Here is a 15,506-nt window from a genome sequence, read left to right as displayed (position 1 = left end):
TGCTCCTTCGTTATGCCCTGGCTACAGGGTTTTCATGAATTCAATCAGGGCCCGCTTATCGAGGTCCGACAGTTGCGTGCCATACAGGTGGCCGCCGTTGTGGTTGCCCTCCAGGCGGGTGTCGTACTTGAAGTCCGCCGACTTTTTCATCTGCGCGCCGCTGGTGACGAAGCCGACCTTCTCCTGGTCGTAGAGGTCGGAACCGGTGTAGAACACCTGCGGCCGTTTCTCCGGCGCTTGCAGCAGATCCCACAAGGTCGGCACCGAGCCGTTGTGCAGGTACGGCGCACGTAGCCAGATACCGTCGGTGGGTGTGTTGCTGTAGCTCTGGGTCTTGCGATAGGCCTCGAAGTCGAACGGCGGTTTCTTGAAGTCATGGAAGGCCGCCACCAGCCCTGTGGTGAAGGAGTTCAGCCGATGGGGATCGGTGCCCAACTGGTCGATGTTGGTGGTGACCTGGCCGGTGTCGCTGCGACCGAAGTCATGGCAACCGGCGCAGTTCTTGTCCCAGATCGGTTTGCCCTGGGCGACTTTCGCCTGATCCAGGGCGAACGGCCAGGCCGGCGCCTTGTGGCCCAACAGCCAATTGGTGACCCGGTTGAAACTCGGTGGCAGCACCGATTCCGGCGTCGCGCCCACGGCCATCGCCGCCGCATAGTTGCGCTCGTGGATCTTGTTGTTATTGCCGTCCCAGTGCAGGTACATCGACTCCCGGGGTTTCTGGTTCCAGACCTGGGGCAGGTCCACGGTGCCGATGGTCGAGTCATCCGGGAAGCCGAACACCACCATTTTGGTCGGGTTGAAGGTGTCGGTTCGCCCCGGGCCCTGGGCCGGACGCAATCGCTGCCAGGCGTAGGCCTGCTTCTGCTTGAGCAGCGCGCTCTTGGCCATCGGGATGATCAGGTAACGGTTGTAGAGCTTCTCGATAAAGCCCAGCTCGAACTTGGCATTGATCGCCGTCATCACCGCCTCGGGGGTGAATTTCGGGTCGCTCGCGCAATCGTAGGCGAACCATTGGAAGGCTTGCAGTTGCAAGGTATTGGCCGGGGCGGTGGCGACCGGAACCGCGACGTCCGTGGCGTTGGCCCGGTAGGACCCGGTGTGGCACAGCGCGCAGTTCGGCTCCACGGTGGGATAGCCGAGTTGCCGCTTCGCCATGCCGATGGGCAGGTCGTTGCCGTTCTCATAGAGGAAGCCGAACACCTCGTAGCCGCCGGGCTTGGGCAGTTTCTCCGGGCACATCTGTGGCAGCACGGCGAACAGGTAGTACGGAATCCGCGCCTCGATACCCAGGCCGATGGCGGCGTATTTGTAGTGGTCTTCATCGGAGGCGAAGTCCGGCTGCGGCACCTCTCGAATCATCTGGTACCAGGTCTGGTAGCCGATGAAACCCAGCACCAGCACGACCACCAGGGTGCCGATCCGGAAGCTGTGGCTTTGCCAGTGCCGCGCCCAACCGGCGCGCCACTCCCGCCAACCGGCGCAGAGCAAGGCCAGCGGACGATTCTGCGCCGGGCTGCCCAGGTACAGCAGCACGCCCAGGATCAGGAACATGCTCAAGTCGCCCAGCAGCATTGGTTCGAACAACTGACCCTGGTTATTGGTGTTGATCAGGTAGATCCAGAACACCACCGCCACCAGCCGCGAAAGTACGCATAGCCACGAGTTCACGACGAAGCGCGGCGCGTTGAACCCGGAGGGCATGTAGAACAGGCTGATGCCCACCAGCAGCATGCCGGTGTTCTCCAGCCAGGGATCGGACAGCACGGGCGGCAGGCCGAGCATGGACGTCAGCAATGCCGGCGCGAACAGCGCCGGGATCGCGAAGAACATGTTCATGACAATCCCGACCCAGATGATGCGTTGGAACCAGCGGATGTAAGTGTTCATGGGCATCCTTTTCCTTTTTCTTGGCTCAGAACAACGCCTTTGTGGCGAGGGAGCTTGCTCCCGCTGGGCCGCGTAGCGGCCCTCATACCTCAAAAAGCGACGACTGCTTCGCAGCCGAGCGGGAGCAAGCTCCCTCGCCACGGGTTCATCGCGGCTTCAACCCAGCGCAGTCTTCTCCAGGTGTCCAAGGATGATCGGATACACATCCACCACCGCATCCTTGCCGAAGATGCAGTCGATATGGCCGTAGCCCGGCACCTCGTGGCGGCTGAACAGTTGCGGGCCGTGCAGGTCGCATAGCCGCTCGTAGGTCTTGAGCGTGCTTTGCGGCAGGTAGCATTGGTTGTCGGCGCCGCTGATGAAGCAGATCGGCAATTTCAGCCGGTCGAAATGCGGCATGTAGACGTCGTTGCCCTTGAAGTCCACCAGGTGTCCCTTGCGCACGATCAGCGCCAGGTGCTCGAAGGTGTGCATGTTCGATTCGCCGAACAATTCATGCAGGTTGTCGTGCAGGGTTTCGTTGAGGGTGTCGTGACGGTACAGCGACGCATACATGAAGGTGATGCGGTGGCAGACCGGGTTGGTGCAATAGCCTTGGGCCTCGATCCGGGCGTAGCCGTTCAGCGCTTTGTCGTAGAGCTTGTTGAACCAGTTTTCCTTGGTGTCGGCGTAGGCGGTCAGGGACTTGATGCCGATGGCATCGAGCATCCCCGGCAGGTGCAGGCCGGCTTTCAAACCGGTGGCAGTGGCAACCACCGTATCGGCGGCAATCTGCGAGCAGACCACCGAGCGCACCCCTTGCAGCCCGGCCAGCATCGACATGAAGAACGTCGTCGCGCCATAGCAATGCACCACGCACTGTACGTCGCGAGCCAGGGTCGCCTGCTGGATCTGCTCGATGGCGGCCTTGAAATCGTACTCGGCCACCTGGTCGCCGTTCCATTCCTGCTTGCTCACCGGCAGCAGGATGCTCACCCGCAAATCCAGCAGCCAGACGTCATATTGGTGCTTGCACAGGTACTCCAGCAGATTGGTGTGGATGGTGTCGGTGGAGAAAATATTCGAACCCACGCCCAGTCCATGGACCAGCATCACCGGGCCCTTGGTGCCCGCTTGATAGCGGGTCAGGCGCAGCTCGACGTTGTCCTCGGTCTGGAAGAAATGCACGGTCGGCGCCGGGGCATCCAGCGGCCGCTTGATCCTCGGTGGCGCGTCCGGGTTGAAATAGATATCGCCGGCAAACACCCCGCCATAGCTCTCCCACAGGATCCCGGCGAAGAACTTGCCGAACCGCGCCAGCGCCTCCAGTCGTTCGCGCTCGTTGCGCGCATTGAGCACTTTCATGGTGGTCATCTGTTTGGCGAAATCGGCCGGCAGGATGTGCATCACCCCCGAGCCAAGCACCGCGCCGGTCTTGTCCGGCCCGCGATAGAGCGTGACATAGAGGGTGCTGGTGTCATGCCAGATGTTCAGCACGCCGTTGTCCTCGGGCACGGTCTTGAAGGCGCTGAAGTAATAGTCGGTGCCGTCCTCGGCGGTCAGTTTCATGTCGTAGTTCATGTGCCGCACACCGACCTGTTCCTGGTATTGCTCGAACAGGTTGAACACCCCGTTGCTGGCGACCAGCGGCTGGGGCGAGAGCAATGGCGCATCCAGGGTGCCGACAATGGTCGCGGCGTGCGCCGGCTCCTTGATCAGTCGATTGAGGTCGTCGGCGGTGATGGTCAGCGTGAACTCGATGGGCGAGTTTTCGTTTTTGCCGCGCTTGGCCGCCGCTTCGTAAAGCGACAGATCGGTGCCCTGGGGTTGGGTGAAGGCGCTGGAAAAGTAGCCCTTCATGGTTTCGGTGAACTGCACGCCAAGGGTTGGAGGCGCCACCGGCTTACGCGGGGCCGAAGGCAGCGTGTAGTCGATGATCCAGCCATGGTCTGCCGCCAGCAGGCCCATGTTGCGCTCGCTCACCGCCGAGATGGTCAGCAGCGGATTGACCGCCAGCGACGTGGGGATCACCGCGCCGTCGGTCACGTACAGGCCCGGGTAGACATCCGTGCCGCTGGTGCCGCTGAACACCTGGCCCTTGTGGTTGACCACGCCTTGGGTCGCGTCCTCGCCCATCACGCAGCCGCCCAGCGGATGGACCGAAACGATGCTGTGCTTGAGCAGCTTGGTCCAGATCGGGTTCTCGACCCAGATCCCGCCCAAGGCCTTGGTGCTCTGGTGTAAACGCTCATTGCCGAGGGTCACGTTTTCCTGCTCGCCGACGCCAGGCCAATCGATGCGCAGCTGGTCCTTGCTGTCGAGCACCATCCGCCCCTTGCCGTCGTCGTGACTCATGATCAGGTAGGTCTGCATGTTGTGCAGGGCGCCGTAATACGGGCCGCGCACAAAGCTTTCGGCTTCGCGGCCCTTGTATTTGAGGCTGGCGCCGAAGCCGGTGTCGGTGGGCACGCCGATCATTCCGGCGAACGCCGCCATGCTCGGCACCATCGGCCGGCCGAGAGCGCCGGGGATCGACCCTTCCTCGATGACCATGCGGCTGCGCCAGTCGCCCTCGGTGCGCATGTCGATGATCGAGGTGATGCACGGCCCCACCGGTTCCAGTTCCTTGGCCGAATGGGCACCGAAGCCGATGCCGTTGATGGTCTGGTCGCAGTTGTGACCGAATCCGAGGATGTCGCCATTACCGCTCATGTTCTCGCCCAGTTGACTGGACATCGACAGGCCTTTGTCCCGCGAACGCAGCATGATTTCAGTCGAGCCCAGGGTGCCGGCGGACACCACCACGATGTCGGCACGCACGAACAGGGTCGGCGCCGAGAACAATTCACGACCGCTGTCCAGGTATTGGAAATGCACGATCCAGCCGTTGCCGTCGCGCTCCAGGTGGCGCACCTCGGCCTGGCAGAAAATCTCCGCGCCGTGGTTCCAGGCATCCGGCAGGTAGTTCATCAACGTGGTGTTCTTGGCCTTGTTGTTACAGCCCGAGACGCAATCGCCACAGCCATTGCACGGCAGTTGCTCGACGCCGACGTGGTTGAGGTTGTTGGGCAGTTTGTCGAAGGTCACGTTGATCGGTGGCGTGTAGAAATGCGCGCCTTGCTTGAGGTAGTCAGCCGACTTCTTGTGGGCGTCAAGCTTGGGCAGGTTCGGCTCCGAGGCCGGATATGGATTGGGCTTGAGCATCTCCCGCGCCCGCGCATAACCGTCCTTGAGCAACGTGTCGCGATGTTCACGCACCGCCTGCGGCCAGCGCGGATCCTCGAACACGCCGGGCTCAGGTTCCAGCGAAACGTTGGCGTTGATCAGCGAAGTGCCGCCCAGGCCACAACCGACCACCACGTTCTGCTGGGCATTGACGTGCAAGTCGAACAACCCGGTGCGCGAACCGATGTGGCCGTCCGGGTCATGCACCTGCAAGTCCTCGGTGGCCGCCAGCATGGTGTTGGGGTACTCGCCGGGCTGCATCTCCCGACCACGCTCCAGCAGGCACACCTTGCGCCCGGCCCGGGACAGGCGCGATGCGGCAATGCCGCCGCCGTAGCCGGAACCAATGACGATCACGTCGTAGTGTTCCTGGATCTGGCTGATGGGGGTTGAGATCCGTGTCATGTTCAAGTCCTCTCAAGGCAGATGGGGCAACTCTGCGGTTGCCTGCAATTCAGGCGCGCGAACGCCTGGCCACTCTCCCGTACGGGTTCGAGCGGCAGTCAGCGGTGCTGCGGGAAGATTCAGATCAAAAATGCTATAGCCGTGCACGCGGAGTGGCGGCACGCCAATGAGCACGCAGGGGCAACGAGGTGGGGTGTGGCGGGGTGGAGGTGACAGGGCCAAGCGGGTAAGTGCGGTAGGGCTGGCTATCCATCATGCGTTCTCCCTGAACCTGATGTGGATAAAAACGGAGTCCTTGTGCGCTGAGTGAAGACACGCGACAAGCCCTAGTCAAGGGAGTTCCTTAGAACTGTACGAAATTTGATCTATTGCGATTGAGACTATGCCCGCCGTGGCCTGGAGAGGTTTGAATACAAGTTATCCACAGCACCGCCCACAGCAAATGGGGACAAGTCGTCCGGGACAGGATTTTTTCTTTGGTTAAAGTGAAGAAAAACCGTGACTTATGCGTAACGATGATTTCCAGAAGGCGCAGGTTATTTTTTAACCAAATCTTTAAAAGCCTTGCCACACAAGGCCTGCGGAGGTGAGCGAACACCTTATCCACAGAAACGCCAACAGCGTTTGGGGGTAATTTTGACGGTTCTGTGGAAAAACGCCTCTACACCGTGTAACCCGCGGCTTTTTGGGAAAAATCCCGGCGCACCCCAGGCATTTGATCATTTAATGATCAAATGCCTGGAAGCTACGTACCGTATGGCTTGTAGACGATAGCGAACATCTTATCCACAGAAGCGCCAACAGAGATTGGGGGCAATTGTGCGTGACTTCAGCTCGCTATCTACCAGGAAAAGCCAGCAAAAACCGTAGGTTAGGCTGGTTAGTTTTTGATCGCAGGCCCGCAGGGCTTGATTGACGTGGGTCAGGGCGAGAGGCGAACAGGTTATCCACAGAGGCGCGCACAGGGATTGTGGGTAAACACGACCAAATGTGGGAGCGGGCTTGCTCGCGAAAGCGCAGTGTCAGATAACATCTTCATGACTGACACGACGCCTTCGAGAGCAAGCCCGCTCCCACAGGGGGCTTTTGGTGGTCGCGAAGTCAGCGAACCACGCCCTCTTCAATCAGCAGCTTGAGAATCGCCTCGGCCCCCGCCTCCGGGGTCACCCCCTTGAGCACTTGCCCGCCTCCGCCGCTGGCCTTGGCCGTGGCGGCTTTCATGCGGTCGGCGCCGCTCTTGGCCTTGATGACCTTGAGGCGTTTGGGCCGTGGCTTGGCCGGTTGCAGCGTCGCGACGGCGAGCAGCGTGTCGTCGATCACCTCGACTTCCTCGGCATGCAGGGCGCCACGGCGCGCCGGGCCGTAGGCGCTTTGCCGGGGCTTGGGCGCGGCGTTATCCACAGTCGCTAGGAACGGCAGGCGCACTTTCAGTCGGCGACGCTGCCCACGGGGCAAGGCTTGCAGCACCAGTGCCGTGCCGTTGTCGATGGATTCGACCTGGGCCAGCCCCACCACCAGCGGCCAGCCGAGGTTTTCCGCCAGCAGGAACGGCAGCATGCCCGAGCCCTCGCCGGTTTCCGCCTGGCTGCCGGTCAGTACGACCTGGGGCCCGGCGTCACGCAGGTAAGCGGTCAAGGCCGGCAATGCATCGGCGCCGATGGGGTTTTCCAGCACGTGGAGTTCGTCCAGGCCCATGCCCAGGTAAGCCCGCAGGGCCGGTTCGGCCACATCGCCGGCATGCAGCACTTGCAAGTCGTTGCCAGCCAGTTGCAGGCCCAGTTCCACGGCGCGGGCGTCCTGCTCGGCGCGCCGCGGGCGACCGGAGGTCGGGTGGGCGCCGATGGACACCAGGCTGATCACTTGAGTCGTCATGGTTGAATCCTTAGCTTAAGCCGCATCGCGTTTGGCTTCGTTGCGGTAAGCCTCGACCGCGGCAATCAGCGCCTTGAAAATCGCCGTGCTGTCACCGATCACCGACAAGTCCGCCCGTTTGATCATGTCGCAGCCCGGATCGAGGTTGATCGCCACCACCTTGTCGCAGGCACCGATGCCTTGCAGGTGCTGGATCGCCCCGGAAATGCCCACGGCCACGTAGACCCGCGCCGTGACCCAGGTGCCGCTGGCGCCGACCTGGCGGTCGCGGGCCATGAAGCCATCGTCCACCGCCACCCGCGAAGCACCTTCGGTCGCGCCCAGGGCGGCGGCAGTCTGGTGGAACAGTGTCCAGTCCTTGACGCCGTTGCCGCCGGAGAAAATAAACTCGGCCTCGGCCATCGGAATCGCGCCCGGATCCACCGCCACCGCGCCAAGATCCTCAATGCGCGACAGGCTGCGCGCCACGCTTGTGGATAACTCCACCGGCAAGGCTTCATGACGGGTTTCACTGACCGGCTCGGCGCATTCAGCCGCAGCCAGAATCAACCGCGCCAACGGCCGGGCCAGGTCCTGAAGGCCGGCACCGGCACGGCCGATGCACTCCTCGCCCTTGACCTGCCAGACCCGCGTGGCCGGTCGTTCGCCCAGGGCCGCGGCGAAGCGCCGGCCCAGCTCGCCGCCACCGCTGCGACTGTCGGGCAGCAGCCAGTGGCGCGGGTTGAACTGGTTATCCACAGCCCGCAGGCCCTGGACCCGTTGTTCCGGTGCATAACCGCTGAATTCGTCTCCGTCGAGCACCAGCAAGCGATCGACACCGGCCGTGGCAAAGGCGTTTTCTTTATGCTCACCGAAGACCACTGCCAATACCGCACCGTCGGAACCGGCCAACTGATGGGCCAGGCCCAGCAGATCGCGGTCGTGGCTGCTGAGGCGGCCACCGACCATGTCGGGCACGACGCTGATATAGAAGGCCGGCTGCGGCACCTGATGCAACGGCAGTTGCACTTCGGTGGTGGCGCTGCGTTTGCTCGTGCCGCCCTGCTGGGCACCACTGCGGTCGATACGCTTGATCCCATTGGGGCCGATGAAACCGACGCCATGGACGTTCTTGCGCAGGACGCCGTTAGGCCCCATCCAGCTGTGCTGCACCGGTTGCATGGCCGCGTGCAGCGGGTGCAGGCGGTTGCGGGCGATCCACTCGGCGCGAGGGTCGCGGCGGATGATGTCACTCATTAATGCACCTCCGCAGGTTCACGTTTGATCGAGGCCACCGGTTTGCTCGGCGCCGCGTCTTCGAGCAATGCGTCGGCCACCAGCTCGGCGATGTCTTTGATCATCGGGCGAGGTTCGACCACGCCTTCGAGCATCGCCGTGCACTGTGGACAACCCACGGCCACCAGTTCGGCGCCGGTTTCGCGGATGTCTTCCATGCGCATGTCAGGGATCCGCTGCTTGCCCGGGATGTCGGTGATCGGCGCACCGCCACCGCCACCACAGCAACGGGAGCGGAAACCGGAACGCTGCATTTCCTTGACCTCGATGCCCAGTGCGCGAAGCACTTGGCGTGGCGCCTCGTATTCGCCGTTGTAGCGGCCCAGGTAGCACGGATCGTGATAAGTCACGCTGTCACCCTTGTGCTGCCCGAGACTCAGGGCACCGCCATCGATGATTTCCGCCAGGTAGGTGCTGTGGTGCTGCACCAGGTAGTTGCCATCGAAGGCGCCGTATTCGTTCTTCAACACATGGAAGCTGTGAGGGTCGCAGGTGACGATGCGGTTGAAGCTGTATTTGGCCAGGGTCTGGATGTTGCGCTTGGCCAGCAACTGGAACGTCGCTTCGTCGCCCAGGCGTCGGGCCACGTCGCCGCTGTCGCGCTCTTCCAGGCCAAGCACGGCAAAGTCGATGTTCGCCGCTTTGAGCACCTTGACGAAGGCCCGCAGGGTGCGTTGGTTGCGCATGTCGAAGGCGCCGTCGCCGACCCAGAACAGCACGTCGGTGGATTTCTTCTCGCTGAGCAGGTTCAGGTTCAGGTCCGCCGCCCAGTTCATCCGCCCACCCGGAGCGAAGCCGCCCGGGTTATCGGTGGCGATGAGGTTCTCCAGGACTTCGGCGCCTTTGTTCGGCGTGGCGCCCTTTTCCAGGGTCAGGTGCCGACGCATGTCGACGATGGCATCGACGTGCTCGATCATCATCGGGCATTCCTCGACGCAGGCCCGGCACGTGGTGCAGGACCACAGCGTCTCGGCGTCCACCAGGCCGTTGACGATCGGCTGATGCGGATTGCCGCCGTGTTCGCCGATCGGTTTGCCAGGGTACGGGCTGCCGGCGAACTTGGCATCGGTGCCGCCGGCGAGGCCGACGACCATATCCTGAATGAGTTTTTTCGGATTCAGCGGCTGGCCGGCGGCAAAGGCCGGGCACGCGGCTTCGCATTTACCGCACTGCACGCAGGCGTCGAAGCCGAGCAGTTGGTTCCAGGTGAAATCCTTGGGTTTCTCCACACCCAACGGCGCGGCGGGGTCGTTCAGGTCCAGCGGCTTGAGACCGGTGGAACGGCCACCGCCGAAGCGCTCGGCACGACGGTGCCAGGCCAGGTGCAAGGCGCCGGCGAAGGCGTGCTTCATCGGCCCGCCCCAGGTCATGCCGAAGAACAACTCCGAAACGCCCCACAGCACGCCAATCCCCAGGATCGCCGCCAGCAGCCAGCCGCCGAAGTTCTCCGGCAGGATACCGGCCACCGGCAGGGTCACCAGGAAGAACGACGCTGAGAACGCCAGCAGACTTTTCGGCAGGCGCATCCACGGGCCTTTCGACAGGCGCGACGGCGGATTACGCCGACGCAGGTACACGAAGATCGCACCGACGAACATCACCGCGGACATCAATAGCAGCGCGTAGCCGAGGAAGCGGTTATGCAGGCCGAAACCGTGCACCAGGATCGCCAACACCACCGACGCCACCGCACCACCGGCCGTGGCCACGTGGGTGTTGGCAATGTATTTGTCCCGCGCCACCACATGGTGCAAGTCCACCATGTAGCGCTTGGGCATGGCGAAAAGGCCGCCGACCAGGTCAACCTTGGCCGGTCGTCCCCGGCGCCACATGTTCACCCGCCGCAAGGCGCCAAGGACCGCGAGGCCCAGGGCTGCGAACAGCAGGATGGGAAGAAGGGTGTTCAACATAGGTGTTGCTCCCAAAGACGCAGGGTTTTGCAGGTCGAGATGCCTTACCCGGTTCCTGTGGGAGCGGGCTTGCTCGCGAAGGCGGACTCACATTCAACATGGATGTCGACTGATCCACCGCTTTCGCGAGCAAGCCCGCTCCCACAGGGCTATGTGCAAGCCGTTAGAAATCCTTGCACAACCGCAGGGCGTCATAGATGGCTGCGTGGGTATTACGCTGCGCCACGCAGTCGCCGATGCGGAACAGCAGGTAGCCATCGCCGCTCTGCTCCAGGCACGGCTGGGGCTTGATCGCGAACAGGGCTTCGACGTCGATCTGGCCCTTGTTGCGCGACCCTTCCTTCAGCGCGTAGTAGATTTCCTCGTCCGGCCGCACGCCGTTCTCCACCACCACCTGGTCCACCACGCGCTCTTCCTTGGCCCCGGTGTATTCGTTCTCCAGCACCGCCACCAGCTTGTCGCCTTCGCGATAGACCTTCTCCAGCATCATGTCCCCGGTCATGATCACTTCCTTGGGGTACATGCTGCGGTAGTAGGTCGGGAACGAGGTGCCGCCAATCGCAACGCCCGGCTTGATGTCGTCGGTGACGATCTCGACCTGGCTGCCCTTGTCGGCCAGGAAGTCGGCCACCGACATGCCGGTGAACTCGCAGATGGTGTCGTAGACCAGCACGTTCTTGCCAGGCGCAACCTTGCCGTCGAGCACGTCCCAACTGCTGACCACCAACCCTTCGGCGGCGCCCCAGTGTTCGTTCTGCTCCAGGTACGGATGCCCGCCGACGGCCAGCACCACCACGTCCGGACGCAAGTCCATGATCGTCGCCGCATCCGCCGCCACGCCCAGGCGCAGATCGACCTTCAAGCGCGCCAGCTCCAGCTGGAACCAGCGGGTGATACCGGCGATCTGGTCCCGTTGCGGGGCTTTCGAAGCGGTGGTGATCTGCCCGCCGATGAATTCTTTTTTCTCGAACAGGGTCACGTCGTGCCCACGTTCGGCAGCGACGCGCGCCGCTTCCATCCCCGCCGGGCCGGCACCGACCACCACCACCTTGCGCTTCGGCCCGGTGGACTTCTCGATGATGTGCGGCACGCCCATGTACTCACGGGAGGTCGCGGCGTTCTGGATGCACAGCACGTCCAGGCCTTGATATTGGCGGTCGATGCAGTAGTTGGCGCCGACGCACTGCTTGATTTGGTCGATCTGGCCCATCTTGATCTTGGCGATCAGGTGCGGGTCGGCGATGTGGGCGCGGGTCATGCCGACCATGTCGACGTAACCGCCCTCCAGGATCCGCGTGGCCTGGTTCGGGTCCTTGATGTTCTGCGCGTGCAGCACCGGGACCTTGACCACTTCCTTGATACCGGCGGCCAGGTGCAGGAACGGCTCCGGTGGATAACTCATGTTCGGGATAACGTTGGCCAGGGTGTTGTGGGTGTCGCAACCCGAGCCCACGACGCCGATGAAATCCAGCATGCCGGTGTCGTCGTAATACTTGGCGATCTGCTTCATGTCCTCGTGGGACAGGCCGTCCGGGTGAAACTCGTCACCGCACAGGCGCATGCCCACGCAGAAATCGTCGCCCACTTCGGCGCGCACGGCCTTGAGCACTTCCAGGCCGAACTTCATGCGGCCTTCGAAGCTGCCACCCCATTCATCGGTGCGCTTGTTGACTCGCGGGCTCCAGAACTGGTCGATCATGTGCTGGTGCACGGCGGATAGCTCGACGCCGTCCAGGCCACCGGCCTTGGCCCGGCGTGCCGCCTGGGCGTAGTTGCCGATCACCCGCCAGATCTCTTCCGGCTCGATGGTCTTGCAGGTAGCACGGTGCACCGGCTCACGCACACCGGACGGCGACATCAGGGTCGGCCAGTTGAAACCGTCCCAGCGCGAGCGACGACCCATGTGGGTAATCTGGATCATGATCTTGGCGCCATGCTTGTGCATGGCGTCGGCCAGGTTCTGGAAGTGCGGGATGATGCGGTCGGTGGACAGGTTCACCGAGCTCCACCATTCCTGCGGGCTGTCGATGGCAACCACGGACGAGCCGCCGCAAATCGCCAGGCCGATGCCGCCCTTGGCTTTCTCTTCGTAATACTTCACGTAACGGTCAGTGGTCATGCCGCCGTCGGTCGCGTAGACCTCCGCGTGGGCGGTGCTGAGCACGCGGTTGCGGATGGTCAGCTTGCCGATCTGGATCGGCTGGAACATTGCTTCAAAAGCCATGGCGCGATCCTCGACTTACAACGGCTTGACGATGAACAGGCCGTCGTCGTGGCCTTCTTCGGAACCGCCATAGACCTGCTCGGCCACGGTACGGATCGAGCTGCCACGGGCGGCGAGGATCTGGTCCATGGCGCCGGCGAACCAACCGGTGAACATGTAGTCGACCTTGCGCCCGACCTTGCCGTACACGTAGACGAACGCCGAGTGTTCGAGCTTGACGCTGCAGGTGCCTTTGTCCAGGTCGATGTCCTGGATCTTGAACAGGCCCCAGCCGCGCTGCGACAGGCGCTTCATGTAATGCTCGAACACCGCGACGCCTTCCAGGCCATGGCATTCGGCTTCTTTTTCACACCAGTGCCAGGCGGATTTGTAGCCGGCCTTGTAGAGAATCTCGGCGTAGGCATCGGCGCCCAGCACTTCCTCGATGCCCATGTGGTTGTTGACGAAGAAGTGACGCGGCACGTACAGCATCGGCAGGGCGTCGGAGGTCCAGACACCGGTTTCGCTGTCGACTTCGATAGGCAGTTGGGGGGCGATTTTGGCCATGAAAACGTAACTCCGGAAAGACGTGTTATAGCCTGCGGCGCAGAGGGCCGCAGGTCAGGTATTCAGCGGTGCGGCGGCGTTATTCGCCCCAGACGTCCTTGAGAACGTTGACCCAGTTCTCACCCATTATCTTGCGCACCACTCGCTCAGGGTGGCCGCGCTTGAGCAGCGTCTCGGTAAGGTTCGGGAATTCGCCCACGGTGCGGATGCCCAGCGGGTTGATGATCTTGCCGAAGCTGGTCAGACGGCGGGCGTAGCCCTTGTCATGGGTCAGCATTTCGAAGAAGTCCTGGCCGTGGCCCTGGGTGAAGTCGGTGCCGATGCCGATGGCGTCTTCGCCGACGATGTTCATGGTGTATTCGATGGCTTCGGCGTAGTCGTCGATGGTCGAATCGATGCCCTTGGCCAGGAACGGCGCGAACATGGTCACGCCGACAAAGCCACCGTGGTCTGCAATGAACTTCAGCTCTTCATCAGACTTGTTGCGCGGGTGCTCTTTCAAGCCGGACGGCAGGCAGTGGGAATAGCAGACCGGTTTCTTCGATTCGAGAATGACTTCCTCGGAGGTCTTGGAACCGACGTGGGACAGGTCGCACATGATGCCGACGCGGTTCATCTCGGCGACGATTTCGCGACCGAAGCCCGACAGGCCGCCGTCACGCTCGTAGCAGCCGGTGCCGACCAGGTTCTGGGTGTTGTAGCACATCTGCACCACACCGACGCCCAGCTGCTTGAAGATCTCGACGTAGCCGAGCTGGTCTTCGAACGCGTGGGCATTCTGGAAGCCGAAGATAATGCCGGTCTTGCCCTGTTCCTTGGCGCGACGGATGTCGGCGGTGGTTTTCACCGGGATCACCAGGTCGCTGTTTTCGCGGATCAGTGTCTGGCTGGCGACGATGTTATTGATGGTGGCCTGGAAGCCTTCCCACACCGACACGGTGCAGTTGGCTGCGGTCAGGCCGCCCTTGCGCATGTCTTCGAACAGGTCGCGGTTCCATTTGGCAATGATCAGCCCGTCGATAACGATGCTGTCGGCGTGCAATTCGGCTGGGCTCATCAGGCAGTCCCCTTTTTGTCGGATTTCATGCGCCGAATCGTCTGCCGGCGCTTTGGGGCCAGCATATGCCTCGAGGCCGTGGGGACCGGGTGCAAAAACGACAGGGGAATTGCCGAAAGCGTCAATCACCGACATTGGGCCATGGCAGGCCCACCCTGCCCGTCTGTTCTTTAGCCGACGCTTGCGCCAGAATCCGCGGCATCACTGGCTTTCACTGGACTCGAGCGGCGACGCGATGAAATCAATCTTCCTGGCTTTGGCACTGATCAGCACCGTCGCACACGCGACCGAAGACACCGAACAAAACCCTTGCGACGCCGTCGAAAACGACGTCCAGACCCTGGCCTGCTCGGCCTACGGCAAGACCGCCGCCGAACAACTGCTGAGCGAAAACCTGCAAAGCCTCAACGAACGCCTGCAAACCCGCTACGCCAGCGACAAAACCCAACTGGCCGACATCACCGCCAAGATCAAGGCCGCCCAGCAACTGTGGCTCAAACAACGCGAAGCCGACTGCGCCATCGCCGCCTTCCCGGCCAAACCCGGCAGCGAAGCCTATAAAATCGCCGAAAACGACTGCATGGCCCAGGTGAGCGATGATCGGTCGGAGTTTTTGGAGTCGATTGGGCAGGAGTGATGTAGCAGAAGCCGTTCAGCACGGTAAGCTGTATGCATTATCAGTAAAGGCAATCACATGAAAACCTGCGGCATCGAAATCAAAGGCAGCGAAGCGATCATCGCCGTTGCCGCGCTGGATCAGCAGGCGCTGAGCCACATCGCGCTGAACATCAAGAAAATCGCCATGGACGACGATGACGAAGCCGCCAACGTCAAGGCGTTCGCGGCCCAGGTGCGGGCGTTTGTGGCGGATAACGGGATCGAACGCATCGCCATCAAGAAGCGCAGCAAGAAAGGCGAGTTCGCCGGCGGGCCGACCACGTTCAAGATCGAAGGGGTTTTCCAGTTGCTGGAAGGCTGCGAAGTGACGCTGTTGTCACCGCAAACCATCAATGCGCAGAACAAGAAACACGACTTCGCCCTGCCGGCGACGCTGAACAAATATCAGCACGAGGCGTATAAGGCGGCTTGTTCGGCGTTGGTAAAGAAATAAACCAATACCCCT

General features: G+C 62.2%; 10 protein-coding genes and 1 pseudogene. 2 read left to right on the top strand and 9 right to left on the bottom strand.

What is annotated here, in order from left to right:
• Positions 1-21 precede the first annotated feature (21 nt).
• The 9 genes and pseudogenes from RGM2987_RS20470 to RGM2987_RS20430 form a co-directional block, all read right to left on the bottom strand.
• On the bottom strand, positions 22-1,890 hold the full coding sequence (locus RGM2987_RS20470) for a hypothetical protein (RefSeq protein ID WP_245144641.1): 1,869 nt from the start codon (positions 1,888-1,890) through the stop codon (positions 22-24).
• Positions 1,891-2,046: 156 nt separating this feature from the next.
• Entirely contained in the window at positions 2,047-5,499 is a 3,453-nt protein-coding gene (locus tag RGM2987_RS20465; RefSeq protein WP_245144640.1) for a GMC oxidoreductase, read from the bottom strand.
• Between the two features lie 1,101 nt (positions 5,500-6,600).
• Complete coding sequence (locus RGM2987_RS20460; RefSeq protein ID WP_245144639.1) at positions 6,601-7,371, bottom strand: electron transfer flavoprotein subunit beta; 771 nt, start codon at positions 7,369-7,371, stop codon at positions 6,601-6,603.
• A gap of 15 nt (positions 7,372-7,386) precedes the next feature.
• On the bottom strand, positions 7,387-8,607 hold the full coding sequence (locus RGM2987_RS20455) for an electron transfer flavoprotein subunit alpha/FixB family protein (protein ID WP_245144638.1): 1,221 nt from the start codon (positions 8,605-8,607) through the stop codon (positions 7,387-7,389).
• The gene (gene dgcB, locus RGM2987_RS20450; protein ID WP_245144637.1) at positions 8,607-10,556 is read right to left on the bottom strand and encodes a dimethylglycine demethylation protein DgcB; all 1,950 of its coding nucleotides are present in this window, start codon (positions 10,554-10,556) and stop codon (positions 8,607-8,609) included. Before dgcB ends, RGM2987_RS20455 begins: the two co-directional genes overlap by 1 nt.
• A 55-nt stretch (positions 10,557-10,611) precedes the next feature.
• Positions 10,612-10,701 (bottom strand): annotated as a pseudogene (locus RGM2987_RS20445) (DUF4381 domain-containing protein); the annotation flags it as partial.
• 18 nt (positions 10,702-10,719) lie between these two features.
• Positions 10,720-12,780, bottom strand: a complete 2,061-nt coding sequence (gene dgcA / locus RGM2987_RS20440; protein ID WP_215006280.1) for a dimethylglycine demethylation protein DgcA — start codon at positions 12,778-12,780, stop codon at positions 10,720-10,722.
• Between the two features lie 15 nt (positions 12,781-12,795).
• A complete protein-coding gene (locus RGM2987_RS20435; protein ID WP_024776567.1) occupies positions 12,796-13,326 on the bottom strand; it encodes a DUF5943 domain-containing protein in 531 nt (176 codons plus the stop codon).
• Between the two features lie 79 nt (positions 13,327-13,405).
• Positions 13,406-14,383, bottom strand: coding sequence for a dipeptidase (locus tag RGM2987_RS20430; RefSeq protein WP_005792153.1), 978 nt, complete (start codon positions 14,381-14,383; stop codon positions 13,406-13,408).
• A gap of 235 nt (positions 14,384-14,618) precedes the next feature.
• On the opposite strand from RGM2987_RS20430, the gene RGM2987_RS20425 reads away from it, so the two are divergent.
• Together RGM2987_RS20425 and RGM2987_RS20420 are read left to right on the top strand one after the other, a co-directional pair.
• Entirely contained in the window at positions 14,619-15,020 is a 402-nt protein-coding gene (locus tag RGM2987_RS20425) for a lysozyme inhibitor LprI family protein (protein WP_245144636.1), read from the top strand.
• Positions 15,021-15,077: 57 nt separating this feature from the next.
• Complete coding sequence (locus RGM2987_RS20420) at positions 15,078-15,494, top strand: DUF3010 family protein (RefSeq protein WP_245144635.1); 417 nt, start codon at positions 15,078-15,080, stop codon at positions 15,492-15,494.
• Positions 15,495-15,506 lie beyond the last annotated feature (12 nt).

It is taken from the genome of Pseudomonas sp. RGM2987, from assembly GCF_022952855.1.
In the GTDB taxonomy this organism is placed as follows: domain Bacteria; phylum Pseudomonadota; class Gammaproteobacteria; order Pseudomonadales; family Pseudomonadaceae; genus Aquipseudomonas.
This window is presented reverse-complemented; position numbering and strand designations above follow the sequence as displayed.

Bases quoted from the DNA above. Each gene is read 5' to 3' on its own strand.
- RGM2987_RS20470 (WP_245144641.1), bottom strand. From the start codon at position 1,890: ATGAACACTTACATCCGCTGGTTCCAACGCATCATCTGGGTCGGGATT.
- RGM2987_RS20465 (WP_245144640.1), bottom strand. From the start codon at position 5,499: ATGACACGGATCTCAACCCCCATCAGCCAGATCCAGGAACACTACGAC.
- RGM2987_RS20460 (WP_245144639.1), bottom strand. From the start codon at position 7,371: ATGACGACTCAAGTGATCAGCCTGGTGTCCATCGGCGCCCACCCGACC.
- RGM2987_RS20455 (WP_245144638.1), bottom strand. From the start codon at position 8,607: ATGAGTGACATCATCCGCCGCGACCCTCGCGCCGAGTGGATCGCCCGC.
- dgcB (WP_245144637.1), bottom strand. From the start codon at position 10,556: ATGTTGAACACCCTTCTTCCCATCCTGCTGTTCGCAGCCCTGGGCCTC.
- dgcA (WP_215006280.1), bottom strand. From the start codon at position 12,780: ATGGCTTTTGAAGCAATGTTCCAGCCGATCCAGATCGGCAAGCTGACC.
- RGM2987_RS20435 (WP_024776567.1), bottom strand. From the start codon at position 13,326: ATGGCCAAAATCGCCCCCCAACTGCCTATCGAAGTCGACAGCGAAACC.
- RGM2987_RS20430 (WP_005792153.1), bottom strand. From the start codon at position 14,383: ATGAGCCCAGCCGAATTGCACGCCGACAGCATCGTTATCGACGGGCTG.
- RGM2987_RS20425 (WP_245144636.1), top strand. From the start codon at position 14,619: ATGAAATCAATCTTCCTGGCTTTGGCACTGATCAGCACCGTCGCACAC.
- RGM2987_RS20420 (WP_245144635.1), top strand. From the start codon at position 15,078: ATGAAAACCTGCGGCATCGAAATCAAAGGCAGCGAAGCGATCATCGCC.